Origin of the sequence: Mycobacterium helveticum (assembly GCF_007714205.1) — a bacterium.
In the GTDB taxonomy this organism is placed as follows: domain Bacteria; phylum Actinomycetota; class Actinomycetes; order Mycobacteriales; family Mycobacteriaceae; genus Mycobacterium; species Mycobacterium helveticum.
On sequence record NZ_VMQU01000010.1, the window covers coordinates 1 to 25,108 of the forward strand.

Annotated in this window: 16 protein-coding genes, 1 tRNA gene and 2 pseudogenes; 7 read left to right on the forward strand and 12 right to left on the reverse strand. The window is 70.0% G+C overall.

The features are described 5' to 3' along the window. Positions 1 to 86: 86 nt before the first annotated feature. Genes FPZ47_RS03945 through FPZ47_RS03955 form a run of 3 tightly spaced genes read left to right on the forward strand, consistent with a single transcriptional unit; the run spans position 87 to position 2,821 of the window. Entirely contained in the window at positions 87 to 1,337 is a 1,251-nt protein-coding gene (locus FPZ47_RS03945) for an MlaD family protein (RefSeq protein ID WP_144947629.1), read from the forward strand. A 25-nt stretch (positions 1,338 to 1,362) separates the two neighbouring features. Continuing rightward, positions 1,363 to 2,037 (forward strand): DUF3329 domain-containing protein, encoded by a 675-nt coding sequence (locus FPZ47_RS03950; RefSeq protein WP_425461734.1) that lies wholly within the window; start codon positions 1,363 to 1,365, stop codon positions 2,035 to 2,037. Between the two features lie 16 nt (positions 2,038 to 2,053). Further along, positions 2,054 to 2,821: a mannan-binding family protein gene (locus FPZ47_RS03955; RefSeq protein WP_144947624.1), complete on the forward strand. Its 768-nt coding sequence runs from the start codon at positions 2,054 to 2,056 to the stop codon at positions 2,819 to 2,821. A 1-nt stretch (position 2,822) separates the two neighbouring features. On the opposite strand, the gene FPZ47_RS03960 is transcribed toward FPZ47_RS03955, so the two are convergent. Continuing rightward, a complete protein-coding gene (locus FPZ47_RS03960; protein WP_144947621.1) occupies positions 2,823 to 4,019 on the reverse strand; it encodes a L,D-transpeptidase in 1,197 nt (398 codons plus the stop codon). Positions 4,020 to 4,281: 262 nt separating this feature from the next. On the opposite strand from FPZ47_RS03960, the gene FPZ47_RS03965 reads away from it, so the two are divergent. Both FPZ47_RS03965 and FPZ47_RS03970 read left to right on the forward strand, forming a co-directional pair. Continuing rightward, positions 4,282 to 4,357, forward strand: a tRNA-Lys gene (locus tag FPZ47_RS03965). 78 nt (positions 4,358 to 4,435) lie between these two features. Beyond that, complete coding sequence (locus FPZ47_RS03970) at positions 4,436 to 4,831, forward strand: DUF732 domain-containing protein (protein ID WP_144947619.1); 396 nt, start codon at positions 4,436 to 4,438, stop codon at positions 4,829 to 4,831. Positions 4,832 to 4,869: 38 nt separating this feature from the next. Here FPZ47_RS03970 and FPZ47_RS03975 read toward each other — a convergent pair whose 3' ends face one another. After that, complete coding sequence (locus FPZ47_RS03975; RefSeq protein ID WP_144947697.1) at positions 4,870 to 5,097, reverse strand: DUF3618 domain-containing protein; 228 nt, start codon at positions 5,095 to 5,097, stop codon at positions 4,870 to 4,872. Between the two features lie 96 nt (positions 5,098 to 5,193). On the opposite strand from FPZ47_RS03975, the gene bcp reads away from it, so the two are divergent. Beyond that, the gene (gene bcp, locus FPZ47_RS03980; RefSeq protein ID WP_144947616.1) at positions 5,194 to 5,667 is read left to right on the forward strand and encodes a thioredoxin-dependent thiol peroxidase; all 474 of its coding nucleotides are present in this window, start codon (positions 5,194 to 5,196) and stop codon (positions 5,665 to 5,667) included. On the opposite strand, the pseudogene FPZ47_RS03985 reads toward bcp, so the two are convergent. From FPZ47_RS03985 to FPZ47_RS04005, 5 genes and pseudogenes are all read right to left on the reverse strand, one after another. Further along, a pseudogene (locus FPZ47_RS03985) lies at positions 5,618 to 7,002 on the reverse strand (M20/M25/M40 family metallo-hydrolase). The gene bcp and the pseudogene FPZ47_RS03985 sit on opposite strands and share 50 nt — an antisense overlap. 81 nt (positions 7,003 to 7,083) lie before the next feature. After that, complete coding sequence (gene acpS, locus FPZ47_RS03990) at positions 7,084 to 7,476, reverse strand: holo-ACP synthase AcpS (protein WP_144947611.1); 393 nt, start codon at positions 7,474 to 7,476, stop codon at positions 7,084 to 7,086. Between the two features lie 28 nt (positions 7,477 to 7,504). Further along, positions 7,505 to 16,765 carry a type I polyketide synthase gene (locus tag FPZ47_RS03995; RefSeq protein ID WP_144947608.1) on the reverse strand — a complete coding sequence of 3,087 codons (9,261 nt, stop codon included), beginning with the start codon at positions 16,763 to 16,765 and terminating at the stop codon, positions 7,505 to 7,507. Positions 16,766 to 17,200: 435 nt separating this feature from the next. Continuing rightward, positions 17,201 to 17,920: a DUF1906 domain-containing protein gene (locus tag FPZ47_RS04000; protein WP_144947606.1), complete on the reverse strand. Its 720-nt coding sequence runs from the start codon at positions 17,918 to 17,920 to the stop codon at positions 17,201 to 17,203. Between the two features lie 160 nt (positions 17,921 to 18,080). Further along, positions 18,081 to 19,424, reverse strand: coding sequence for a lipocalin family protein (locus FPZ47_RS04005; protein WP_144947604.1), 1,344 nt, complete (start codon positions 19,422 to 19,424; stop codon positions 18,081 to 18,083). A gap of 52 nt (positions 19,425 to 19,476) precedes the next feature. On the opposite strand from FPZ47_RS04005, the pseudogene FPZ47_RS04010 reads away from it, so the two are divergent. Next, a pseudogene (locus FPZ47_RS04010) lies at positions 19,477 to 20,948 on the forward strand (aldehyde dehydrogenase). Positions 20,949 to 20,951: 3 nt separating this feature from the next. Here the strand turns inward: FPZ47_RS04010 and FPZ47_RS04015 are convergent. The 5 genes from FPZ47_RS04015 to FPZ47_RS04035 all read right to left on the reverse strand — a co-directional run bounded on the left by FPZ47_RS04015 (position 20,952) and on the right by FPZ47_RS04035 (position 25,089). After that, positions 20,952 to 21,398 carry a MaoC family dehydratase gene (locus tag FPZ47_RS04015; protein WP_144947602.1) on the reverse strand — a complete coding sequence of 149 codons (447 nt, stop codon included), beginning with the start codon at positions 21,396 to 21,398 and terminating at the stop codon, positions 20,952 to 20,954. Beyond that, a complete protein-coding gene (locus FPZ47_RS04020) occupies positions 21,395 to 21,874 on the reverse strand; it encodes an FAS1-like dehydratase domain-containing protein (protein ID WP_144947694.1) in 480 nt (159 codons plus the stop codon). The genes FPZ47_RS04015 and FPZ47_RS04020 overlap by 4 nt, the downstream gene beginning before the upstream one ends. Before the next feature lie 44 nt (positions 21,875 to 21,918). Continuing rightward, on the reverse strand, positions 21,919 to 22,344 hold the full coding sequence (locus tag FPZ47_RS04025) for a nuclear transport factor 2 family protein (protein WP_144947600.1): 426 nt from the start codon (positions 22,342 to 22,344) through the stop codon (positions 21,919 to 21,921). A 64-nt stretch (positions 22,345 to 22,408) separates the two neighbouring features. After that, positions 22,409 to 23,974: an AMP-binding protein gene (locus tag FPZ47_RS04030; protein WP_144947598.1), complete on the reverse strand. Its 1,566-nt coding sequence runs from the start codon at positions 23,972 to 23,974 to the stop codon at positions 22,409 to 22,411. Beyond that, positions 23,974 to 25,089 carry an aromatic ring-hydroxylating oxygenase subunit alpha gene (locus FPZ47_RS04035; RefSeq protein ID WP_210419829.1) on the reverse strand — a complete coding sequence of 372 codons (1,116 nt, stop codon included), beginning with the start codon at positions 25,087 to 25,089 and terminating at the stop codon, positions 23,974 to 23,976. Before FPZ47_RS04035 ends, FPZ47_RS04030 begins: the two co-directional genes overlap by 1 nt. Positions 25,090 to 25,108: the final 19 nt, after the last annotated feature.

Genomic DNA, 25,108 nt, shown 5'->3' on the forward strand with positions numbered 1-25,108 from the left:
GTCCCTGCCCCTGTCCCTGTCCCTGTCCCTGTCCCTGTCCCTGTCCCTGTCCCGGCCCTATCTGCCCCCGGCCCGGGACCACAGCGGTGATCGCCACGACCGCCGACGCCCTCGTCCGCCTGGTGCGGGCGGGGCACCGGCGGCAGACGTGGCTCTCGGTGGCCGGCCTGGCGCTGACCCTGGTCCTCGCGACCGCCTACCTGCTGGCCGGCGCACTGCGGGTGACGCCGTTCGCGTCGTCTTATCGGGTCACCGTGCAGTTGCCGGAATCCGGTGGGCTGCTGCCCAATCAGGACGTCGCGCTGCGCGGGGTGCGCATCGGGCACGTCCAGTCGCTGCAGCTCACCGACCGAGGCGCCGATGCCGTGGCCACCATCACCTCGGACGTGCAGATCCCGGCGTCCAGCGTCGTCCACGTGGCGGAGCTGTCCGCCGGCGGCGAGCAATCGCTGAACTTCGAGGCCGAATCCGACGCCGGACCGTATCTGCACGACGGCAGTGTCATCGGGCTGGACCGCACCACCGTTCCGCTGAGCATGGCGCGGTTGCTCGCCGACGCCGACGGCATGCTGGCGCAGGTCGATCCCCGCAAGATGGAGCTGATCAAGAAGGAACTCAGCCTGACCAAACAGGGCCCGCGCAAGTTGGCCGACATCGTCGACGGCGGCACGTTCCTGCTGTCGACGCTCGATTCCGTGCTGCCCGAAACCACCAGCATCATCAAGACCAGCCGGGTGGTGCTGACCCTGGCGGCCGACAAGAACGCCGGCCTGGCCGCGGCCACGACGGGCCTGGACCGCACACTGGCCGGCGTCGCCCGGATGCAGGGCGGATACCGCCGTTTGATCCAGCGGGCGCCGCACGCCCTCTCGGCCGTCGACAACCTGTTCGCCGACAACTCCGACACGATGGTGCAACTGCTGGCCAGCGCGGCCAGCAGTGCGCAGCTTCTCTACCTGCGGGTACCGGCGCTCAACGCGCTTTTCCCCGATTATCGCGGGTCGCTGCTGGACGCCCTGGCCAGCACGATGCACGACCACGGCATCTGGGCGACGGCCGACTGGTACCCCCGCTACGCGTGCGACTACGGCACGCCGGCGTTCGCGCCCTCCAACGCCGACTACCCCGAGCCGTTCATGTACACCTACTGCCGCGACGACGATCCCGCCGTCGAGATCCGCGGAGCCAAGAACGCGCCGCGGCCGGCCGGCGACGACACCGCGGGCCCGCCGCCGGGCGCGGACCTGGGTCGCAGAACCGATCCGACGCCGAAGGGCCGCTACACGATTCCCACCCCGTACGGCGGCCCGGTTCTGCCGATAGAGCCGCCGCACTGAGACCGACACCCGTCCAGCCAAGGAGATGACGATGGCCACGACGACCGAGAACGAACTCGACACCGATACCGGGGAGGAAAAGCCCGAGCCCGCAGCCGAAGACACCGAGCCGGGCAAGGCCGGAGCCGAGGCCGCCGAGCCCGGCGATGAGGGCGACGACGAGCCCGTCCCGCCCAAACGTGACGGCGCCAAACGTGACGGCGCCAACCGGCGCAGGCGACCGTGGCGCCACTACCTGCGCCGCGGCGCGCTCCCGCTGTTGCTCGTCGCCTCGCTTGCGATGTCCGGTTTCCTCGGCTGGAAACAATGGCAGGAGCACCAGGTGCACCAGGCCGGCCAGCAGGCCCTGCAGGCGGCTCTCAAGTACGCGCAGGTGTTGACGAGCATCGACTCCACCAACGTCGACCAGAACTTCAAGGACGTGCTCGACGGCGCCACCGGCGAGTTCAAGGACATGTACAGCCAGTCCAGCGTCCAGCTTCGGCAGCTGCTGATCGACAACAAGGCCACCGCACACGGCGTCGTGGTGGACTCCGCGATCCAGTCCGAATCCACCGGCAAGGTTGTGGTCCTGGTCTTCATCGACCAGACGGTCACCAACATGGCGGTACCCGATCCGCGGATCGACCGCAGCCGGATCAAGATGACCATGGAAAAGGTCGACGGTCGCTGGCGGGCAAGCAAAGTCCAGCTCCTCTGACCGGCCAGGCCGTCGAATGATCATCAGAACACTGATCGCGCTGTCCGCATTGGTCACCGCCGCAACGGTTCCCGGCGCGGCCACCGCGCGGGCCTCGGCGCCGTCCTTCTGCGGCGAGCTGGGCGGCGACTGGGACGGTCAGTACTGCCACACCACGGTCGTCTCCGAACGCCAGGCCGTCCGGGACATCAAGGTGGCCGTGCCCGGCGATCTCGTCGACAACCCCACCGCGGGTCCGGTGGTGCGCGACTATCTGCGCACCCTGGTCAACAACTGGAAGACCGTCGGCGCCCACATGGTCGCGGACAGCTACGGCGAGGAGAACTACCAGGTCTCCCGGCACGGCAACCTGCTCAGTGCGGTGTTCCACGAGGACTACCACGCCGACGGGCCCAAGCCCAACAACGCCTATCGGACGTTCACCTTCGACATGGCGCGCGGCCGGCGACTGGCGCTGTCGGACGTGGCATCCGATCCACTCACGACGATCCCTTCGCTGGGTCAGCCGTTCATCGAGGCCGCGCTCAATGCGGCCCCGCCGCCGCATGATCCGGGGACCTACCCGTTCACCGCCGACCGGTGGACCCCGGACAAGGTCTATTCCGGCGCCTACAAGGCGTGGGCGCTGACCCCCGACGAGTTGGTCCTCTACCTGCCCGACTACCCGGTGGGCCACGACGAACCGGTCAACTTCACGCCGGGCGCGTTGCAGTGGTTCATGGACGGCGGCACCGTCGAAGCCCACATCCCGCTGTCGGCGCTGGGATCGGTGCTGCGCGTCTGAGTCAGGTGTTGGCGTTGCCGGCCTTCCACACCGGCCAGGGAATGTTCCAGTCGCCCAGGCCCTCGGTGCCGGGCAGCGTCGGGCCCACGGTGTTGACGACCTCGACGATGTCGCCGCGCTTGATGTGGTCGTAGAACCACTCGGCGTTGGCGGGGCTCACGTTGAGGCAGCCGTGGCTGGTGTTGGTGTGGCCCTGGGCACCCACCGACCACGGCGCGGAGTGCACGAACACCCCGCTGTAGGACATCTGCGTGGCCCAGTCCACCTCGGTGCGATATCCGTTGGGCGAGTTGACGGGAACCCCGTAGGTCGAGGAGTCCATGATGATGTGCTTGAACCGCGAGCCGACGATGTAGATGCCGTTGGCCGTCGGAGCGCTGTCCTTGCCCATCGACGTCGGCATGGTCTTGACGACGTCGCCGTTGACCCGCACGGTGATCATCTTGGTGCTGTCGTCGGCGGTCGCGACCACCTCATCGCCGACGGTGAAGTGGGTCTTGACGTTGTCCTCGCCGAACATCCCGTCACCCAGGTCGACGCCGTAGGTGTTGACCGCCACGTCGATGGCCGTGCCGGGCTTCCAGAAATGCTCTGGGCGCCAACGCACCTCGCGGTTGTTCAGCCAGTAGAACGCGCCCTCCACGGGTGGGTCGGTGGTGATGGTGATGGCCTTCTGGGCCGCGGCGCGGTTGGCGATGTTCTCGTCGAAGCGGATCGCCACCGGCTCGCCGATGCCCACCACCTCGCCGTCGCCCGGGTAGACGTAGGGCATGGTCAGGTGAGCGGGCGAACTCGTCTGGAACGTCATCTGCCGGGTCGCCGCGCCGCCCAGGCCCAGCGCCCGGGCGGTCAGCGTGTAGCGCCGGTTGTACCCGAGCGGCTCGGTGGTCGACCAGCGCAGCCCGTCGGGGGTGAGCCGGCCGCTGATGGATCTGCCGTTCTCGTTGACCATGGTGACCGACGCCAGCACGCCGTCGGCGACGGTGACCGCCACCGGCGCGTCCACGGTCACACCGACCGCGCCGTCGGTCACCGAGGCGGTGAGCTTGGGGACCAGCAGATCGGCGAACGGCGTGCCCTTGTCGACGATGACGTTCGCCGGCGCAGCCCGGTGGCCGCCGCTGCAGCCGGCGCCGAACACAGCAATCGTAAGCGCCAGCGCGACCAGCCACGATCGGCGTATCCGCAAAGCCGCCATCGAGTGACCTTTCACATCATCCTGCCTGCTCCGGTCACCACTGACCCGCATGGTTGCAAGCATTCTAAGGGGTTCGCCGGCACCGCAGTGACGACCCGAAGGCGGCGATTTCGGGCACAAGTCGGTCACCTCCGGGACCCATCGCGGGTCCGCGCCGACACCGGGCGCCCGCCGCCGTTGCGCTAGCCTGGGAACATCCGGCAATTTCGCCCCGCGGCGGGATGCCTGTTATTGTCGCAAACGCGGTCGTGACCGACCGAAAGCGCCGTTAGCTCAGTTGGTAGAGCAGCTGACTCTTAATCAGCGGGTCCGGGGTTCGAAACCCTGACGGCGCACCACATCGCGTATCGCCTTCGGCGGGTTCGGCCGTCCCGCTTACCGGACACGTGCTCAACGCGTTCGCGTACAGTTCTCGCATGAGCAATCTCGGTCATCCGACCTTCGTCGGGCCGATATCCCGGTTCTCATGCCAGCCGCACGTCCCCGCCGGAAGCCTCCAGCCGCTGCTGAGGCGGATGCTACCGACGGCGATCGCCATCGTCGGCGCGGCGACGATCACCGCAGCCCCACCGGCGCACGCCGACGAGAGCAACTTCATCCCGGACCTGCAGGCGCGGGGCGTGCCGATCATCGGCTTCAACGCCCCCCAGGTCATGACCGGCCGGGGCTACACCATCTGCGCCCAGCTGCGCAACGGCGAGTCGCCAGAGACCGCCGCCGGCGAGTTCGGGCTCTATTTCTGGGGCCCGACGCTGGTCGAGGTGGCCCAGCAGGACCTGTGCCCGGACACATTGCATTCGACGTCTCACTGAAACAGATTCTGCTACAGCGTCTTTCGCTGGCTCCGCGGTCAGCGGTCCCTGATTCTGCGGATCACCACGACCATGACGACCGATGAGACACCAACCAGGGAAACGATCACCACCGGCTTCTTCACGAATTCGATCGCCCGGGCTTTGATGTCGTCGGCGAGGCGGCGGGGGTTGGCGCGCTCGGCGAGCGAATCGACGGTGGCCGCCAGCTGGTCGCGCGCGCGGTCGATCTCCTGCTTGATGACCTCGGGATCCCGATCCGCCACGTCTCTGTCCTCCACGTCCGCTTGGTGCACGTCAGGCACTACCCTAGATCAGCTGGCGCCGATGCCGACGCGGCGGTGAACAGAAAGGGAAGAACCTTGACCGAGACCACGCGGCTGGCGCCGGGTGACAAAGCGCCCGCCTTCAGCCTGCCCGATGCCGACGGCAACACGGTGTCGCTGTCCGACTACCAGGGACGGCGCGTCATCGTGTACTTCTACCCGGCCGCCTCCACACCGGGATGCACCAAAGAGGCCTGCGACTTCCGCGACAGCCTGCGCGAGCTGAACGAAGCGGGCCTCGACGTCGTCGGCGTCTCCCCCGACACCCCGGCCAAACTCGCGAAGTTCCGGGACGCCGAGAACCTGACGTTCCCGCTGCTGTCCGACCCCGACCGCACGGTGCTGACCGCCTGGGGCGCCTACGGCGAGAAGCAGATGTACGGCAAGACCGTCCGGGGCGTGATCCGGTCCACCTTCGTCGTCGACGAAAAGGGGAAGATCGCGGTCGCCCAGTACAACGTCAAGGCCACCGGCCACGTCGCCAAGCTGCGCCGCGACCTGTCGGTCTGATCAGGCCAGGCTCTCCAGCAGCAGCGCCTCGGCGATCGCCGCGCGTTCCAGCACACCCAGATGCAGGCTTTCGTTGATGCTGTGCGCCTGGGTGCCGGGATCCTCGACGCCGGTCACCAGGATCTTGGCCTGCGGGAACGCCGCGGCGAACTCGGCGATGAAGGGAATCGAGCCGCCCATGCCCATGTCGATCGGGTCGGCGCCCCAGGCCCGCCGGAACGCCGCTCGCGCGGCGTCATAGACCGCGCCGCTGGGCTCGATGGAGTAGGGCTGCCCGACGTCGCCGGGCGTGACGCTGACGTGTGCACCCCACGGGGCGTGCCGTCTCAGGTGCGCGGTCAACGCGTCCAGGTGCGCCGCGGCGTCGCCGCCGGGGGCGACGCGCATGCTGATCTTGGCCCGGGCCCGCGGGATCAGCGTGTTGGACGCGGCGGCCACCGGTGTGGTGTCGATGCCGATCACCGTGATGGCGGGTTTGGCCCACATCCGCTGCGGCACGGAGCCCGAGCCGATCTCACAGACACCGTCGAGCAGGCCGGAGTCGGCGCGGACCCGCTCGGCCGGGTACTCGGGGTAGTTCAGCGAGGCGACATCGGTCTGGTGCAGGCCTTGCACGGCCACGTTGCCGTCGTCGTCGTGCAGGCCGGCCAGCAGCCGCACCAGCACGCTGAGCGCGTCGGGAACCACCCCGCCCCACAGCCCCGAGTGCAGTCCGTGGTCCAGGGTGGCCACCTCCACCACGCAGTCGACGAGCCCGCGCAGCGACACCGTCAGCGACGGGATCTCGGTGCTCCAGTTGTCCGAATCCGCGATGACGATCACGTCGGCGGCCAGCGCGTCGCGGTGTGCGCCCAGCAACGCGCCCAGCGACGGCGAACCGGATTCCTCCTCGCCCTCGACGAAGACCGTCACCCCCACCGGCGGCCGCCCGCCGTGTGCCCGGAACGCTGCCAGATGCGTTGCGATACCGGCCTTGTCGTCGGCGCTGCCGCGGCCGTACAGGCGGCCATCGCGCTCGGTGGGCTCGAACGGCGGCGATGACCACTGGCCGCGGTCGCCCTCGGGCTGGACGTCGTGGTGGGCGTAGAGCAGCACGGTCGGTGCGCCCGGCGGCGCCGGATGCCGGGCGATGACCGCCGGCGCGCCGCCCTCGCTGACGATGCGCACGTCGCCGAAACCGGCCTGCGAAAACAGATCCGCGACCGCCCGGGCGCTGCGGTGCACCTCGGGCCGCCGCTCGGGATCGGCCCACACGGACTCGATGCGCACTAGGTCCTCGAGATCGCCCCGCACCGACGGCAACACGTCGCGCACGCGCTGAACCAGATCGCCCATGGTCTCCCCTTTCTTCGCGAGCAGACGGAAAGACCCCTCGTTCCCGGCGTGTCGCGGCACGTTTGCGTCTGCTCGCCGGGACTACGGCGCCTCCAGGATGGCGACCGCGGCCGCGGTGTCGCCCTCGTGGGTCAGCGACACGTGGATCGTCACGTCGGCCAGGTGCATGGCGATGTCGCCGGTCAACCGGACCCGCGGGCGTCCCCACATGTCGGTGACCACCTCGATGTCGCGGTGGATGGCCTCCGGCAACACCGGCCGCTGGGCGAACCGCGACCCCGACCAGGCCTTGATCACCGCTTCCTTCGCGGCCCAGCGGGCCGCCAGGTGCCGCGCCGCCGACGAACTCTTGTCCGAGGCGTCGCGGCGCTCACCGGGGGTGAAGGTCTCCGAGAAGATCGTTCCGGGCTGGTCGACCTGCTCGGCGAAATCAGGAATGGAAACCAGGTCGATCCCCACACCGACGATGCCCATGGATCGCCAGGCTAACGGATGGGCCGGGTCATCCCGCGGACACCTGGTACGCCCCGTCGTCACCCAGCCGGGCGGCCGGGTTCAGCAGCATCGCCGCCTCCTGGCGCTTCTCCGGCGCGTGCTGGTCGAAGCGGCGGTCCGGCGGCCGCTGGTACATCGGCTCGCCGCCGGCGATGGCCGAGACCAGCCGGCGCTGGCCGGCCAACAGGCGCGCGTCCGCGCGACGCTGGTAGTCGGCGCGCTGCCCGGGATCCAGCGACGCGATGAACGCCTGCGGGTGCACCAGCGCCACCAGGCCGGAGACGTGCCCGAAGCCCAGGCTGGTCAGCAAGCCCGCCTTGAGCGGGAACCTCTCGCCGAGCCGCAGCGTGTCGCGCACCCACACGAAGTGGGCCGAGCCGGCCAACTCGTCGTCGACGCAGTCCAGGCTGCGGTTGGGCGGGATCACCCCGTCGCGCAGCATCTGGCACAGGCCCATCATCTGGAACACGGCCGCACCGCCCTTGGCATGGCCCGTCAGGCTCTTCTGCGACACCACGAACAGCGGGGCGCCCGGGGAGCGGCCCAGCGCGTCCGCCAGCCGCTCGTGCAGCTCGGTTTCGTTGGGGTCGTTGGCCAGCGTCGAGGTGTCGTGCTTGGAGATCACCGCGACGTCGTCGGCGCCCACGCCCAGCTTGGCCAGCGCACGCGCCAGCGGCGAGTCCTTGCCGCCGCGGCCCGCGCCCAGCGCGCCCAGGCCCGGCGCCGGGATCGAGGTGTGCACGCCGTCGCCGAACGACTGCGCGTAGGCCACCACCGCCAGCACCGGCAGCCCCATCTTCAGGGCCAGGTCGCCGCGGGCGAGCAGGATGGTCCCGCCGCCCTGGGCCTCCACGAAGCCCAGCCGCCGCCGGTCGTTGGGGCGGGAGAACTTCGAGTCGGCGATACCGCGGCCGCGCATCATCGAGGTGTCGGCGGTGGCCGCCATGTCACCGAAGCCGATGATGGCCTCCAACGTCAGGTCGTCCAGGCCGCCGGCCACCACCAGTTCGGCCTTACCCAGCCGGATCTTGTCGACACCCTCCTCGACCGACACCGCGGCCGTCGCGCACGCGGCAACCGGATGGATCATCGCGCCGTAACTGCCGATGTAGGACTGAACTACATGTGCGGCAACAACATTCGGCAGAACTTCCTGCAAGATGTCGTTCGGCTTGCTGCGGCCCAACAGATTGCCGTGGTACATGGTCTGCATCGACGTCATGCCGCCCATGCCGGTGCCCTGGGTGCTGGCCACCAGGCCGGGGTGGACGTAGCGCATGACTTCGGCCGGGCTGAACCCGGCGCTCAGGAACGCGTCGACCGTCGCGACGATGTTCCACAACGCCACCCGGTCGATGGAACTGGCCATGTCGGGGCTGATTCCCCACACCGTCGGGTCGAACCCGGTCGGGATCTGCGCGCCGACGGTCCGCGACAGCTTGGTCTTTCGCGGTACCCGAATCTCGGTGCCCGCCTTGCGGATCACCTGCCAGTCGGTGGAGTCGGGAACGGGCCGGACGACCGTGTGCTCGGGGTCGAACTCGGCGAAGGCGCGGGCGTCGGCCTCCGAGGAGACCACGAAGGAGAAGTCCTTGTCCAGGAACACCGACACCAGCAGCGGCGAGGCGTGGTCGGGGTCGATCGCGCCGTCGTCGACGAACTCACGGATGCCGCAGCGCTGCACGACGGTGTCGTGGTAACGCTCGACCAACTCGGCCTCGTCGACCAGGTCGCCCGTTTGGGTGTCGTACCAGCCCGGCCGCGGGTCGTCTTCCCAGCGGATCAAGCCGGTCGTCCACGCCAGCTCCAGGACGCCGGCCGCCGACAGCTCGCCCGCGACCTCCATCTCGAAGCGGGTGCGCGACGAGCCGTACGGGCCCAGTTCGGCGCCGCCGACGATCACCACCAGGTCGGCCGGGTCGACGTCGAGGTCGTCCCAGCGCGGCGGCGGTGCCGGGGTGAATCCCCGCGGCGGGGACGGCAGCGCGGCAATGGCGTGTGCGGCCTCGCCGGTCTCGGCCTTCTCGGGCGGCGCGGCCTGTTCGCGCGCCTTGGCGGCCAGTTCGGCCATGTCCAGCTCCGCCTCGCCGAGCCCGCCGGTCAGGTCGACCTTCATCGGCGAATGCGCGGCCGCCACCTTGGATTCCACGTCGCACAGGTCCAGCAGCATCGCGGCCATCTCGTCGGTGGAGTACGTCGTGACGCCGGCCTCCTCGACCGCGCTGACGATGGCGTCGTTGTGGCCCATCAGCCCGGTGCCGCGGGTCCAGCCGATCAGCGCGTGCGCCAGGCTGACGCGCTGCGACCACGACGACTCCGCGTGCCACCGGGACACCACGGCGTCCAGCGCGGACTTGGCTTCGCCGTAGGCGCCGTCGCCGCCGAACATGCCGCGGTTGGGTGAGCCGGGCAGCACCACGTGCAGCCGCGACGCGATGTCACGCTCGGCGCCGATCTTCGACAGGCCACCGATCAGCCGCTGCACCGCCCACAGCAGCACCTTCATCTCCATCTCCGAGCGCGCACCGGCCTCGGACAGGTCGCCGGCCACCCGCGGCGCCGCGAACGGGAACAGCAGCGTCGGGGTCTGCGCATCCTTGATGTGAATAGACTGCGGCCCAAGGCTTTCCGTCTGCTCGGTACCGACCCATGCGACCAGCGCGTCGATGTCGGCGTAGGACCCCATGTTGGCCGCGACCACCCACAGCGCCGCGCCGTAGCGGGCGTGGTCGCGGTACAGCCCGCGGTAGAACGCCAGCCGTTCCTCGTCGAGCTTGGATGTCGTCGCGATGACGGTGGCACCGCCGTCGAGCAGGCGCGCGGTCACCGACGCGGCGATCGAGCCCTTCGAGGCGCCGGTCACCACGGCGGTCTCGCCGCTGTAGCGGCCGGGCTCCGGGTTCTCGGCGCCGGCGGCGATGCGGCCGTACAGTGCCGCGTGGATCTGGCGTCCGGCGGCCAGCGCCTTGCCCTGCCACCAGGTGGCCTGGGTGGCGACGACGTGCCCGGCGCCCTCGAACCTTTCCGACAGGCGCGGCCAGTCGGCGTCGATCTCGGCCTCGTCGGCCAGCCACAGCCTGACCAGATCCTCACGCGCGCTGGCCCAGCGGTCGTCGAAGACGACGGCCTTGCGGGCGTCGAACACCGGGGCCACCAGACGCGGCCAGTCCGCGCCCAGTTCGGCGGTGATCAGGTCGATGAGTTCGGCGTCCGTGGCCGCCGGCATCGCGCTGACCGGCTCGTCGTGGCCCAGCTGGCCCAGCACCAGGCGCGCCGCCGCGGCCAGCACGCCGTCGCGGCCGGTGATCTGCTCGGTGAACTCGCCCAGCGCGGCCGCGTCGACGGTCGCCCCGCCGCCACCGCCCGCCGACGGCAGCGCGACCGAAACGCCACGGCGCGCGGCCACGGCAGCGACCGCGGCGTCGATCACCCTGTCGACGGAGGCGGTGTCGGCCAGGGCGCCCTCGTGCAGGTGGCCTATGGCCCCCCCGCGGACGCTGGTGCCCTCACGGGTGCCCAGCGCCACCTCGACGGTGACGTGCTTGGCCCAGCCGTCGCCGAGCTCCCAGGTCTTCTTGACCCGCTCGGCGATCGCACCGGGCCGCTTGCCGGAGGGCCCCAGAACCGTGCGCAACTGGTCGTTGATCGCATCGGAAAGCACGGGGCCATAAGGCTTGTAGGTGCGCGCCAGCTTGGTCACCTGCGCGCGCAGCCCCGCCAGGTCGGCCTCGGCGGCACCGTCGATGGCGCCCAGGTTCAGCTCCGAACCCAGGTCCACCAGCAGCTGGTTGCGCCGCGACGACGCGCCGTCGGTGATGGACTCGATGGAGTCCAGCTCCTCGATCTGGTCGATGCGCATCTTGGCCGACAGCGCGATCAGCGCCAGCGTGGCATCGGCGGCGTCGAACGCGATGTCGTCCGGGCGGACCCCCCCCGAGGGCGCGGACGGTGCCGCGGCGGGGGCAGCCGGCGCCGCGTCGGCGGCGGCGGGCTCGGCCACCGGTTCCGGCGCGTCTTCGGGCTCCGGATCGGGGTCGGTGTCGTTGGCGAACAGCACCGCGGCGTCGCGCTCGGCGTTGAGGACTTCGACTGTGCTGTGGGCGTATTCGGGCAGCTTGAGGGTGTTGGCGGCCAACCCGGCGACGGTCGGCGCGGACTTCACGCCGATCTCGACGAACCGCTCGACACCGAGGCCACCGGCGGCCTCCTCGGTGAACAGCAGGTCCTGCGTCTCGATCCAGCGGACCGGGCTGGCGAACTGCCACGCCAGCAGCTCGATGACGATCTTGCGGGCCAGTTCGCGCGGCTTCTCGTTACGCCAGGTGTCGTAGTCGGCGAGGATCTCGTCGAGCGGCTCGGCGGGCACCAGGTCGCGGATCTCCTGGACGAAGTCGCGATCGAGCGTGAATGGACGGGGCACCAGGTTGGGGATGTAGCGCCCGATGATCACCTCGGGATCCGTGTCCCGGGGCATGACCCGTTCCAGCGAGCGACGGAAGTCGGCCACCCCGACCCGCAGCACCCGGGAGTGGAACGGGACGTCGATGCCGGGCACCATGATGAACGACCGCTTGCCGCCGGTGAGCTCGCGGCGCCGCTCCACCTCGGCCTCCAGCGCCTCGAGGCCGTGCACCGTGCCGGCGATCGCGTACTGCGAGCCGCGCAGGTTGAAGTTGACGATCTCCAGGAATTCACCCGTCCGCGCCGCGATATCGGCCACGAATGCCCGCACCTCGTCGTCGGGCAGGTCGATCTGGGAGGGCCGGATGGCCGCCAACCGGTAGTTCGAGCGGCCGAGCTCGTCGCGCGGCACGATGTCGTGCATCTTGGAGCCGCGGTGAAAGACCATCTCCAGCAACGCTTCCAGCTCGTAGACGCCGGTGACGCAGGCCAGTGCGGTGTACTCGCCGACGGAGTGGCCGCAGGCGATCGCGCCCTCGACGAACGCACCCTGCTCGCGCATCTCGGCGACCTGCGCGGCGGCCACCGTCGCCATGGCGACCTGGGTGAACTGCGTCAGGTAGAGCACGCCGTCGGGGTGGTGGTAGTGCACGCCGCTGGCGATGATGCTGGTCGGGTTGTCGCGCACCACGTTGAGCACCGAGAAGCCCAGGACGTCGCGGGTGAACTTGTCGGCCTTGTCCCACACCTTGCGGGCCGCCTTGGAGCGGGCCCGGACCTCCATGCCCATGCCCTTGTGCTGGATGCCCTGGCCGGGGAACGCGTAGACCGTCTTGGGGGCGGCCAGTCGCGCGGTCGCCGACATCACCAGGTCCGAGCCGATGCGGGCGGCGACCTCCACGATCTCGGCGCCCTGGTCGATGCCGACGCGGTCGACGCGGAAGTCGACCGCGTCGCCGGGGCGGACCATGCCCAGGAAGCGCGCGGTCCAGCCGAGGAGCCGGGCCGGCGGACGGGCCTGCCCGTCGGTGGCGGTGACCGCGTGCTGCGCGGCGGCCGACAACCACATGCCGTGCACGATCGGCCCACCTCCCCCGGCAGGCCCCGCCAGGCCCGCGAGCAGCGCGGCCGCACGGTCGGTGTGGATGGGGTTGTGGTCGCCGGACACCATCGCGAACGGGCGCATGTCAACCGGGGCGCTCAGCGTGACGTCGCGGCGGCGCCGGCGCGGCGTGTCGGTGGCGTTCTGCGACACCGCGCCACCGGCCCGGGCCGGGTCGGTGAGTTCGGCGGCCCCGGTGCGCCCGAGGATCGCGAATCGTTCCGCCAGGTGAGCGATCACCGCACCGCCGGCTCCGGCAATGGTGACCGAGACCGGGACGACGCGCCCCATGTCGGTGTCGAGTGCCGGCGAGGCCGTCGCGGTGACCACCAGCCGAGCCGGGGTCGTGGGCAGCGAACCGACCACATGGGCGGCGTGGTCCAGGTGCACCAGGCTCAGCAGCCCCTCGACCACCGGTACGCCGGCATCGGTCACCGCGGCGCCGATCGCCGCGAAAACGGCGGGCCAGCAAGGCCCGACGAGCGCGTCGGGCACGGTCGTGAGGCTGGGCGCCAGCGGCTCACCGAAGGTCGCCGTGACCCCCGTGTGGTCGGCGACCCGTTCGGGGTCCCAGTCCACCTCCACCGTGGCCGTCCCGTCGACGACCGAGGGCAGGAACTCCGGCCCGTCCACGCCGGCGGCGATCGCCAGCACCGCGCGCATCGCCTCGCTGGCGTCGGCGGTGGACACCACCGGAGCGCCACCGTCAACGGTGTTGGCGGGCAACGTGAATGGGATGTCGACCCAGACGCCGGACACCGGGACGCTCAGCACGACCCGCTCGGCACCTTCCGCCTGCAGCCGCGCTCCGGTGGAAGAGTTCGTGGCGCAGCGGCTCTCGGGCCCGTCGTGCACCTGCCAGTCCGCCGGCTCGGCGATGCGGTGCACCGGGTTGGCGACGATGCGCCCGGCCCACAGCACGTCCGGCGCGTCCAGGACGGTGGCCAGCGGACCGGTCACGTCGGGGCGGCCCAGCCGACGCGACGTGACGGCCTGCGGCTCGCCTCCCGATGATGCGAGCACCTCGAGCACTTCATCTACGGCGGCCTGCTCGAATCGATCGAGCAACTTGCCGACGGGTTCGTCCAGCCGGGTGATGCCGGAGACCGCCGCGATGCCCGGGATGATGCACACCTGGTCGGCGTCGTAGCGGGCGTCGTGCGCCTGCCACAGCGAGTCGCTGCGCCACCAGCGCCGCACGTCCTTGTCGATGACCGGCACGAAGTTGACCGGCTTGCCCGGCGTCTTGCACAGCGTGACGAAGAACGGCACGTCCGCCGGATGCAGCTGCACGGTGGCCGCGTCGGGGTAGCCGGCCAGCAGCAGGTCGATCGCGGCCTCCGGACTCTCCAGCAGCGCCGGGTCGGCGGAACGCGAAAACAGGGTCTCGATGGGGCCGTGATCCCGCGGATGCAGCCGCGCCTCGGCGCGCTGCAGCATCTGCTCGAACCGGTCGCGCCAGGTGTCGGCCAGCCACGGGCTGCCCGGTGCGGCGGTGTCGGCGGTCGAATCGCCGTCGCCGATCGCCAGCTCGACGTAGCGCCGCAGCCACTGCAGGTAGGTCATGTCCGCGACGTCGCCGAAATACGGCTTGGCGGTTCTGGCCATCGCCGCGATGATCTCGTCGCGCCGCTCGGCGACCGCCTCGGCGTCGCCGGCGACCTCGTCGAGCAACCGGCCGCAACGCGAGGCGCTGTTGTCGATCTCGTGGATGTCGGCACCGAGCTGGCTGCGGCTGGACGCCATGCCGCCCTGGGCTTTGCCGGCGCCGATCCACTGGTCGGTGCCCTGGGTTTCCACCAGCATCCGCTTGACCGACGGCGACGTGGTGGCCTCGAGCGTCGCCATCGCCGCGGTGCCGACCAGGATGCCGTCGACGGGCATCGACGGGAAGCCGTAGGCCTGGGCCCAGCGCCCGCACAGGTAGTCGGCGGCCCGCTCGGGGGTGCCGATGCCGCCGCCGACGCAGACGGTGATGTTGGGACGCGACCGCAGCTCCGAGTAGGTGGCCAGCAGCAGGTCGTCGAGGTCCTCCCAGGAGTGGTGGCCGCCGGCGCGACCGCCCTCGATGTGCACGATCACCGGCTTGGTGGACACCTCGGTCGCGATGCGGATGACCGAGCGGATCTGCTCGATCGTGCCGGGTTTGAACACGACGTGGCTGATGCCGGCGCCGCCCAGCTCGTCGATCAACTCGACGGCTTCCTCAAGCTCCGGGATGCCGGCGCTGATCACCAGCCCGTCGATCGCCGCGCCGGATTGGCGGGCCTTCTGCACCAGGCGTTTGCCACCCACTTGCAGCTTCCACAGGTAGGGGTCGAGGAAGAGCGCGTTGAACTGGTAGGTCCGGCCGGGTTCGAGCAGCCCGGAGAGCTCTTCGACGCGGTCGGCGAAGATCTCCTCGGTGACCTGCCCGCCACCGGCGAGTTCGGCCCAGTGCCCCGCGTTGGCGGCGGCAGCCACGATCTTGGCGTCGACGGTGGTCGGGGTCATGCCCGCCAGCAGGATCGGCGACCGGCCGGTCAGCCGGGTGAACTTCGTGGAGAGCTTGACGCGGCCGTCGGGCAGCCGCACCACGGTCGGGGCGTAGCTCGACCAGGCGCGGGCCACCTCGGGAACGGCCCCGACGGTGAACAGGTTGCGCTGGCCGCCGCGGGTGGCCGCGGCCACGATGCCGATGCCCAGCCCCCGGATCACCGGCGCGGTCAGCCGGGTCAGGATGTCCCCGGGTCCCAGGTCGAGGATCCAGCGGGCTCCGGCGCCGTGCACACGGGTGATCTCCTCGACCCAGTCGACGGGACTCACCAGGATCGCCTCGGTCAGCTGGCGGGCCAGCGCCACGTCGAGGCCGACCTTCTCGGCCCAGGCGCCGACGATGTCGATGCCGTCCGCCAGCCGCGGGGTGTGGAATCCGACCTCGACCTGCACCGGGTCGAAGACCGGCGCGAACACGTCGCCGCCGCGGATCTTGCTCTTGCGGTCGGCCTCTTCCTTCGCCGAGATCTGCCGGCAGTAGAGCTCGAAGCGCGACAGCTGCTCGGGGGTGCCGGTGATGACGACGGAACGCCGGCCGTTGCGGATGGACAGCGCGGGAGGCTGCACGGTGCGCACGTCCCGCGCGAACTCGTCGAGCAGGCGCTGGATGCGCTCGGGATCGGCGTTGCTGACCGACACCATGGGCGGGCGGTCGCCGAGGACGGAGATGCCGCGTCGCCGGGCGACCAGCGTGCCCGCCGCGCCGATCAGCTGCGCCATGGCCAGCAGCTCGGCGTCGCGGGTGCCGCCGGCCCTGAGGGCCTCGACGGCGAGCACGCCCTGGGAATGGCCCGCCAGGGCGACCGGCGGGGTGGCCGTCAAATCCATGCCCTGGCGCGCCAGCGCGCGCAGGGCCGCGATCTGGGTCAGCAGCACCCCGGGGACCGAGACGGCCGCCGACGTGAGGTGCTTGTCCGCGGGAACCGCGTCCTCGGCCGCCAGCGCACGCACCCACTGCAGCGGCTCGAAGCCGATCGGGCGCACCACGACCAGCTCTTTGGCCACCGGCTCGAGCAGCAGTTCCACCTCGCCGACCAGCGTGGAAAGCTCGGTCTCGATCCCGGCCGAGGACACCAGCTCCTCGAGCGTCTCCAGCCAGGCGCTGCCCTGCCCGCCGAACGCCACAGCGTAAGGCTCACCGGCCGTCAGACGGTCGACCAGAGCATGGGTGCCGTACGGGCCGTGCCCGTCGCGGTCGGCGGACGCCCGGTCGTGCTCGTGGATCGTCACCTTGTACGTCTCCCCTATTGCGTCTTCTGTCGGTTCGTCGGGTCGGCACCCTGGTCGTCGTCGACGGGCCGTCCCCTCAGCCGATCGGTGCGGCGGACTGCATCGGCTCTTATAAGAGTGTCATAAGGATCAGTGCCCTTTTCCGCAGCCGATTTGTTACTGGTGAGTTCTACGCACGGGTAACCGTGTCCTGGGTAACACCGGGTGAAACCGCGCGCGCGGGCGCGGCGACCAAACCTGCTGCATGCAGGTGGTTACGGTCGAGTAGCCATAACTTCGCTGTTCAAAGCGGTTTCGTTATGTAATCGTTATATTAAGAATTTCGGCCCTTGGTGGCGCCCCGCGCACGAGCAACCTCGCCGCCGCGCGGCCATGGGGCCTCTGCCGCACCTCGCAGTCAGCGACCGGTTGTTTGCTGGAGCAGTCGCCGACGGCCTAGATCCACTGCCCGAATTCGGGCTTGAGGATTTCGTTGATGTCCACCCCGACACCGCCGACGCTGCGCTTGTCGATCTCGACCTGGTGCAGATTGGCGGCCGGATGGGTGTAATCCCGGGGCGAACCCCAGTTGTGCTGCCAGAAGTAGGAGCCCAGACCGTCCTGCAGCGCCCAGTCGATCGTCTTGGCATTTGCGTACACACCGGTGCGCTGGTGTCCGATCACCGACTCCCAGGACCGCAGGTACGGAGCGACCTGCTGCTTGTACTGCTCGAAGGAAGGGTCGTCGTCGATCGAGGCGTAGATGGGAGCGTTGGGGGGGCCGCCGGCGGCGGCGTGCAACTGCATGCCGCGCCGGGCGTGCTGCACTCCGGCGGCGCCCCCGCCCAGCCAGTCGGCGGTGTTGCCCTTGCCGTACTGGTAGCAGGACACGATCTTGAGCCCATTGCCGGCGAGGTCACGCGCTTCGGTGATCTGGATCGGCTTGCCGAGCATCCAGTTACCACCGGGCCGCCGATCGGACACGTACCGGATCGATCCCACCGCCCCGGCCGCCCTGATCTGGCTGGCCGGGATGACGCCGGCCGCGTAGTCCAGCAGCGTGCCGAGCGCGGCCGACGCCGGCGCGGTACGCAGCGCTGCCGCCGCGACGCCGAAACCCGCCAGTCCCGGGGTCGCTGCGGCGAGCTTGAGCACGTCGCGCCGCGAAACCGACATGGGCTCAGGGTACGACACAAACCCCACCAGGCACATTGACCCCAAAGATCACATGTGCATCACATTGGCATCGACCCGCCCGGGCGCGCAATCCCCGCACCATCACCGGGTCGCGCCGCGGCGGCCGCCCCGGGCGAACCTCGGCGAAACTTTGAGTCGCCTAAAGATCCGCGGACAACGCAACGACGAGGTCGTCGAGAAGGGTTGCCAGCGCGTCGTTCTCAACCCGCTGCAGGCCGGTCAACAGCTCGCGCGCCTCGCCGCGGCGGTCGGCGGCCAGCAGCGCCGCGAGCCGGCCCGCGAGGCCTTGCAGGTGCGGGGCAACCGATTCGGTGCCGCCGACGGCGGCGGCCAGCACATCGACGAGTTCCCAGTCCCGGTACAGCGCGAGCGATCGTTCGTAGAACGCGAAGCCGGTCACCGGCTCGCCCCACAGCGTTCCGCGGTAGCGGAACGGGCCCTCCATGTATTCGATCGGCAGGCCGTGCGCCGGTGCCGCGACCAGCGGCTCCCCGATGAGATCGAGTTGCATTGTCGCGCTTGTGATCCGGTGCCGGTCGGGCAGGTAGCGGCCCGCGGCGGGCGGACGCACCAGCGGGCGCACCGCCTCCGGCCACCGGACGTAGCTGCTCACCGTGACCTCGACGTCCTCGGCGCACTGCGGTGGCAGCACGGGTGCCACGCCCGGGTCGGGCCAGCTTGTCGTCACACCCGAGAACGGCTGCAGCGCATTGCCGTTCGTGCGGTCGAACTGATGCCAGATGCTCAGGTCGACGCCGTTGTCGAGGGTGATGGTGCGCCACTCGTGCGACGCGGCCCGCGGGTCGCCGCCGGCATACTTCGGGAACCACTGCCGGTCCACGTGCCCGCCGCTGCCGAACACCTGCTCGATCACGTCGCCCCAGCGCAGGGTGCCGGTCATCGTCATCCCGCCCTGGAAATAGGAGTACGTGTCGTCTTGGCCGAAGCAGCAGATCTTCCCGTTGTAGGTCGAGGCACCCACCGGTGTCGGTGCGCGCGTCGGTGTCACCGCCAGGTCGAGCCGCATGGGCCGCCCGGACTGGTCCGCGCCCACCAGGCTGACCCGATAGGTGTAGGGCAGCAACCCGCCGTCGCCGTTACGGCACGTGGTCCACGACGCGGTGCCCGCGCCGCTGCGGTAGCTGACGTCGAGATAACCCGGCGCCATCGCCAGCTTGCGGCCGGCACCCGGTTGCAGGTTGGCCGGCGGCATGTCGTAGTCGGTGTAGGTGCCGTAGTCGCCGCTGTCCAGATCGAAAAGCGCCATCGTGTAGAAATCCGCGACCACCGTTGCGCCGGGCCGGTTCTTGTTGAAGATCGTCAAGAACGCATAGGACCGGTCACTGTCGGCCGAGTCGAGTTGGCCGGCGATGAACCAGCTGTCCGACTCCTGGTCGGGGTGCTCGCCTTCGGCGGCGGGAAATGCCAATTGGGTGTCGCCGGGCACCAACTGGAACGGGTACGTGCGCCAGTCGTCGTTCATTTCACGCCTCGTGACATGGTTCGCGTCCTATTCGGCCATGTTAGCGTCAACGATGGCGAAAAGCTCCGGCCATCGTTACTACGAAGAGGTTTTCGTCGGAGGTTGCTGGCGCAAGCCCGCTAATTCTTTTCGACTGGACGTCATTTCGCCGCACTCCGAAGAACGGATCGGGCACTGCCGGGCGGCCGGGCCCGAAGACGTCGCCGCGGCCGTCACCGCCGCCCGGCGCGCCTTCGACCACGGCCCGTGGCCACGCCTGGCCCCCGCCGAACGGATGGCCGCGATCGACGCGCTCGCGGCGATCTACTCCGGGCACCTCGACGAGATGGCCGACCTCATCACCGAGGAGATGGGGTCTCCGCGCAGCTTCAGCAGGCTGGGCCAGGCGGCGGGCGCGGCGGCGATGATGGACCGGGCGCTGAGGGTGGCGCGCGATCATCCCTGGGCGGAACGCCGCCGGGGCGTGCTGGGCGAGGTGCACCTGAACAGGGCTCCGGTCGGGGTGGTCGGCGCGATCGTGCCGTGGAACGTGCCGCAGTTCCTGATCATGCCCAAGCTCATCCCGGCCCTGATCGCCGGCTGCGCGGTGGTCGTCAAGCCGGCACCCGAAACGCCCCTGGACGCCTTGTGGATGGCCGAGATGATCGAGCGGATCGGCCTTCCCGACGGCGTGGTGTCGATACTGCCCGGCGGACCGGATGCCGGGAGGCGCTGGTACGCCACCGCGGTGTGGACAAGGTCGCGTTCACCGGCTCCAGCGCGACCGGGCGCCGGATCGCGGCCAGGTGTGGCGAGCAACTCAAGCGGGTGAGCCTGGAACTGGGCGGCAAGTCGGCGGCGATCGTTCTCGACGACGCCGACGTCGGCAAGACCGTGGCCGGGCTGAAGACCGCCGGGCTGATGAACAACGGGCAGGCCTGCGTCGCGCAGACCCGCATCCTCGTCAGCGAGCGCCGCCACGACGAGTTGGTCGACGCGCTGGCCGAGATGATGGCGGGACTGCACGTCGGGAATCCCGCGGACGAAACCACCGACATCGGACCCCTTGTCTCACAACGGCAACAGCATCGGGTGCGGGACTACATCCGGTCGGGGCGAGCGGAGGGCGCACGCATCGTCGTCGGCGGTGACGACGCTCCCGCCGAGCGGGGCTGGTATGTGCGGCCGACGCTGTTCACCGACGCGACCAACGACATGCGCATCGCCCGGGAGGAGATCTTCGGCCCGGTGTTGACGGTGCTGCGCTACCGCGACGAGCCCGACGCGATCCGGATCGCGAACGACAGCGACTACGGGCTGGCCGGCTCGGTGTGGACGGCCGACACCGCGCACGGTCTCGAAGTCGCCGCCCGGGTGCGCACCGGCACCTACGGCATCAACATGTACATGCTCGACACCGGGGCCCCGTTCGGCGGCTGCAAGCAGTCGGGCATCGGGCGCGAGTTCGGCCCCGAGGGCCTCGACGAGTACGTGGAGTTCCAGTCCGTGGTGTCGCGGGAAAAGTTGCCGCCGCTGACGCGTTGAGCGTCAACGACGTTCGGGCATCTCCAGGGTGAGTTCGACGGGGCAGCACAGCGCGCCGTGCTGATTGGTCACCTCGACCCGGACGTCGACGAGGCGGCGCGGGGGGTCCACCGAGGTATCGCGTCGCTTGGCCACCGCGCGGCCCCTGCCGATCATCGTGTCGCCGGCGAAGACCGGTCCGGCCAGCCGCATCGCGCGGCGCACCACGCGAGAGCCCGGGCCGGCCCAGTCGGTCGCCACGCGATCGGCGAAGCCGGCGAGGTGCATCGTGTTGACGTAGATCGTCGGGTTCCCCTGGCTGCGGGCGTAGTCGGGGTCGAAGTGGCCGGGAAAGTAGTCCCATGTCGCCCCCGCATTCTCGACCACCCGCTGGTAGCTGATGTGGTCGACGACCTCCGGCAACTCGACCGGAACGACGATGTCGTCCCAGTCCGGGTCACCCCCGGTCACCGGGCGTCTCCGGGCGTGAACCTGAACAGGGTATTGCGGCAGGTGGCCACCACCGTCGCGTCCTGGCGGCGATAGGTCTCCAGCGTCTGCACGAAATGGCCGGCGCCGAGCCGGGTCCGCTTCTCCGGGGACACCGACATCAGTTCCTCGACGACGGTGAGGACATCGCCCTCGAGGATGGGCCGCAGGAACTCGCAGTCGTTGGCCGCGTTGATGAAAGTGCTGCCCGGCAACGGCACTCGCAGCGCAAGCGATGCCGGCCGGGCGTTCCCCTGCTCGGCGGGCTGCCACGGTGGCGGTATCAGCCAGCCCATCAACAGCGCCGGCGGGGCCGGCACACCGCCCCACTGCCGGCGGGCGAACGCGGCGTCCCAGTACGAGCGGTTGCCGTCGTGCACCATGGCGGCGAACAACTGGATGCGCGCGCCGCTGACCGGTGTCGCCGCGGTCCGCGGTCCGCTCGTCGTGCCGACCATCCGCAGCGCATCCTCGTAGGTGCCGAAGGCCAGGTGGTGATCGCTCACATGACGAGCGGATGGCGGCTCGGCACCACGTCCCAGGTGAGTTCGCGGGCGGCGAAGTACCAGGCGCCCCGTTCGTAGATCAGCGCATCCCGGTAGCTCCCGGTCGCGCGCAGGGTGGTGTCGCCGTACATGGTGGCGAAAAGCACTGCGACACAGTGTTGGGTGGCGTCGACCCCGTCGACGTGGATCTCGTGGTCCAGCGTCACCAGGCGCTGCCCGTCACCGCCGTGGAAGGCCGGCCGGAGATCGGCGAACAACTCGCCGTCGCGGGTGTAGCTGGCGCCAGAGTGGCGGAAGGTCGCGATCCAGCGGTCGCGGTCGCCGCCGGTGAACGCCCGATTGTGCCGCGCGTTCAGGTTCAGGATGGCGGCCCGGCCCGTAGCGGCCGAGAGCAGCTGCTGTTCCTGGTAGCTCATGGTCATTTCCGGTCTCCAGCCTCCCTTGGGAATTACGGCCGCTTCGCTGCTGAGGCCACGGTAACGCACCTCAACGCCGGACGGTGTAACCGTGGGTCTCGCGATCCCACGCCCGCGCGGTCAGTCCGCGCGCGCGCAACACGTCTTTGCGGATCCGGCCGATCGCGTTCTTCGGCAGTTCGGCTACCGTCTCGACGTATCGGGGCACGCAGAAGTAGGGCATCCGGGCCCCGCAGAAGTCGAGCAGGTCGGCGCAATCCAGTGTGGCGCCGGGGCGTAACGTCACGACCACCAGGACGTCGTCCTCGCCGAGTTCACTGGGCACCCCGACCGCCGCGGCTTCGGCCACCGCGGGATGGCGCATGACGACGCCCTCCACCTCGACCGATGACACGTTCTCGCCGCGTCTGCGCAGCGCATCCTTGACGCGGTCCACATAGGTGAGGTTCTCGTCGGGTCCGAGCTTTCCGAGGTCGCCGGTGTGGAACCATTCCGGGTGCGGCTGCAGCCGCGAACCCTCACCCAGGTAGCCCTCGCTCATCACGTGCGGGCGCCTGGGCCGGCAGACGATCTCACCGACGGCCCCGGCCGGCAGCGGATTCCCGGAGGCGTCGACGATGCGCAGCTCGAAATCGGGGTTGGGCCGGCCCGACGTTCCCGGCACCCCGGCTTGCGTCACCGCCTTGACCGTGATCGGAAACGCCTCGGTCATCCCGTACATCGTGACAACGCGGCAGCCGTAACGCTTTTCGATGCCGCGGTAGGATCGCGCGTCGATGGGCGCGGCCGAGATGAACCGCAGCGGCAGTCGCGCGTCACGCGGGTCCGCGGGCAGGTTCTGCAGCATGGACACCATCGCGCCGGCACCGGCGAGGCCGATGGCGCCGTGGGCGCGCACCTCGTCCCACACCCGGGCCGGGTGAAACGCGGCCGCCAGCACGGTCGTGGCGCCCACCAGCATGGGCACCAGCACGCTGGGCGCCGCGCTCAGGTGGAACAGCGGCATCGCCGTCCACACCACCTCGCCCGGCGCCAGTGCCCAGGCCGACGCCACGGTCGCGGCCACGCAGAACAGGTAATGCCAGGTCGTGGCAACCGCTTTCGACGGGCCGGTGGTGCCCGAGGTGTAGAACAAACAGCCGATGTCCGCGATCCCGGCCTCGCCGCCGACCGGCGAGCGGTCCACGCCCCGGTTCAGGGCTTCGCTCAGCGAATCACCCTGCAGCACAACGTCGATCCCGGTCTCCAACGCACCGGCGACCTCGTCGACGCGCGGGCGTCGCTCGGCGTCGGTGAGGATCACCCTGGCGCCCGACAACCGCAACGTGTGCAGCAGGAAGTCACCCTTGTTGGCGGCGTTCACCGCGGCGCTGACCGCACCGATGCGCGCCGCGCCCAGCCAGAAGTACACCCATTCCGGGCAGGTGGCGGTGAACAGCGCCACGCAGTCACCTCGTGCGACACCGAGATCGGCCAGCATGGTCGCCGCGGCGCAAGACCGCTGCCGCATCTGGGCGAACGTCACCTCGGTGCCGGCGATGGTCATCATCACCCGGTCGGGATACTGCTCGGCGCGCCGATCCAGCACGGCGGGCACGGTGAAACGCTCGACTCCGAAATCGGGGGGCCGGTGCATCAGGCCCGCGCGGCGGCGGGGTCGGGTTCTCCTTCGGCGGTGTAGCCGAAGTCGGCGGTGCAGGGTCGCGGGCCCGGGTAGAACCGGTGCGCCCAGCGACGCAACGCGGCGTAGTCGTGCGCCTCCTCGGGAGCCAGGTTCGGCTTCTCGAGGTACTTCATGTTCTCCCAGGTGAAGAAGTCCTGTTTGATGACCTCTTGCTGCAGCGCCAGGAAGCGGGCCGCCCGGCCCGTGGGCACGTCGCCGGTGTCGCCGGGCTCGCGCACCGACGCCTGGGTGTAGAAGTAGTCGGTGTAGTCCTCGTCGACCGGTGTCTGCCCGGTGACCTGCACGGTGGCCACCAGTTCGCCGGGGAACCGGACCACTCCCAGGCCCAGCGAGTAGTTGTCGTAGATGATCTTGGCGTCGACGGGCCCGTTCGGGGTCAGCCAGGTCTGCGCGCGGCCGCCGCCGAAATGGGCGTTGACGGTGGCGTGCAGGTGGTATCCGGCCACCTCGAACGACGCGGTCGTGGCCGGATTGGCCGCCTTGTGCACGTACTGGACGTGGTAGGGGTCGGCGGCGTTTTCGATGATCATCTGCGGGTGCACCTTGACCCGGTTGAGCATCCGGGTGTGCGGGTGCAGCGGGTAGTACTCGCCGGTTTCCAGCTCGGGCAGCACCGGCGGCGTCCAGTACGGCGCCCGCCCGTGCCGTTCGTGCCAGGCCAGCACGAAGCCGTACCACACCATGCTCGGGTAGGTGCGGATGCGGACGTTGTTCTTGCAGCCGATCTTGCTGTAGGGAATGAGCGCGTTGCTGCCGTCACCGCGCCATTGCCAGCCGTGCCAGGGGCAGACGAGGTGCTCGCCCGCAACGGTGCCGCCGACGCCCAGGTTGGCGCCGAGGTGCTGGCAGTAGGCGTCCAGCACGTGCACCCGGCCCGAGGCGGTGCGGAACAGCACCAGCTCCTCGCCGAAGTAGTGCGCGCGCTTGACCTGGCCGGCGGCGAGATCGGAGGCGAAGGCGACGATGAACCAGCCCGTGGGAAACCGGTACGGCGAGAGCGCGATGCCGGCCTCGCCAAACGCACGTTCCGACGGGTCCGGGGCCGATTCTCCGATCGTATGCGTCACGAGCACTCCGCTCGTCTGG

Excerpts from the sequence above, each read along its gene's own strand:
- FPZ47_RS03970 (WP_144947619.1), top strand. The coding sequence starts at position 4,436 with ATGAGCAATCTCGGTCATCCGACCTTCGTCGGGCCGATATCCCGGTTC.
- FPZ47_RS04000 (WP_144947606.1), bottom strand. The coding sequence starts at position 17,920 with ATGTCGGTTTCGCGGCGCGACGTGCTCAAGCTCGCCGCAGCGACCCCG.
- FPZ47_RS04030 (WP_144947598.1), bottom strand. The coding sequence starts at position 23,974 with ATGCACCGGCCCCCCGATTTCGGAGTCGAGCGTTTCACCGTGCCCGCC.
- acpS (WP_144947611.1), bottom strand. The coding sequence starts at position 7,476 with ATGGGCATCGTCGGTGTGGGGATCGACCTGGTTTCCATTCCTGATTTC.
- FPZ47_RS03950 (WP_425461734.1), top strand. The coding sequence starts at position 1,363 with ATGACGATGGCCACGACGACCGAGAACGAACTCGACACCGATACCGGG.
- FPZ47_RS04005 (WP_144947604.1), bottom strand. The coding sequence starts at position 19,424 with ATGAACGACGACTGGCGCACGTACCCGTTCCAGTTGGTGCCCGGCGAC.
- FPZ47_RS04020 (WP_144947694.1), bottom strand. The coding sequence starts at position 21,874 with ATGGTCGGCACGACGAGCGGACCGCGGACCGCGGCGACACCGGTCAGC.
- FPZ47_RS04025 (WP_144947600.1), bottom strand. The coding sequence starts at position 22,344 with ATGACCATGAGCTACCAGGAACAGCAGCTGCTCTCGGCCGCTACGGGC.
- FPZ47_RS03960 (WP_144947621.1), bottom strand. The coding sequence starts at position 4,019 with ATGGCGGCTTTGCGGATACGCCGATCGTGGCTGGTCGCGCTGGCGCTT.
- FPZ47_RS03955 (WP_144947624.1), top strand. The coding sequence starts at position 2,054 with ATGATCATCAGAACACTGATCGCGCTGTCCGCATTGGTCACCGCCGCA.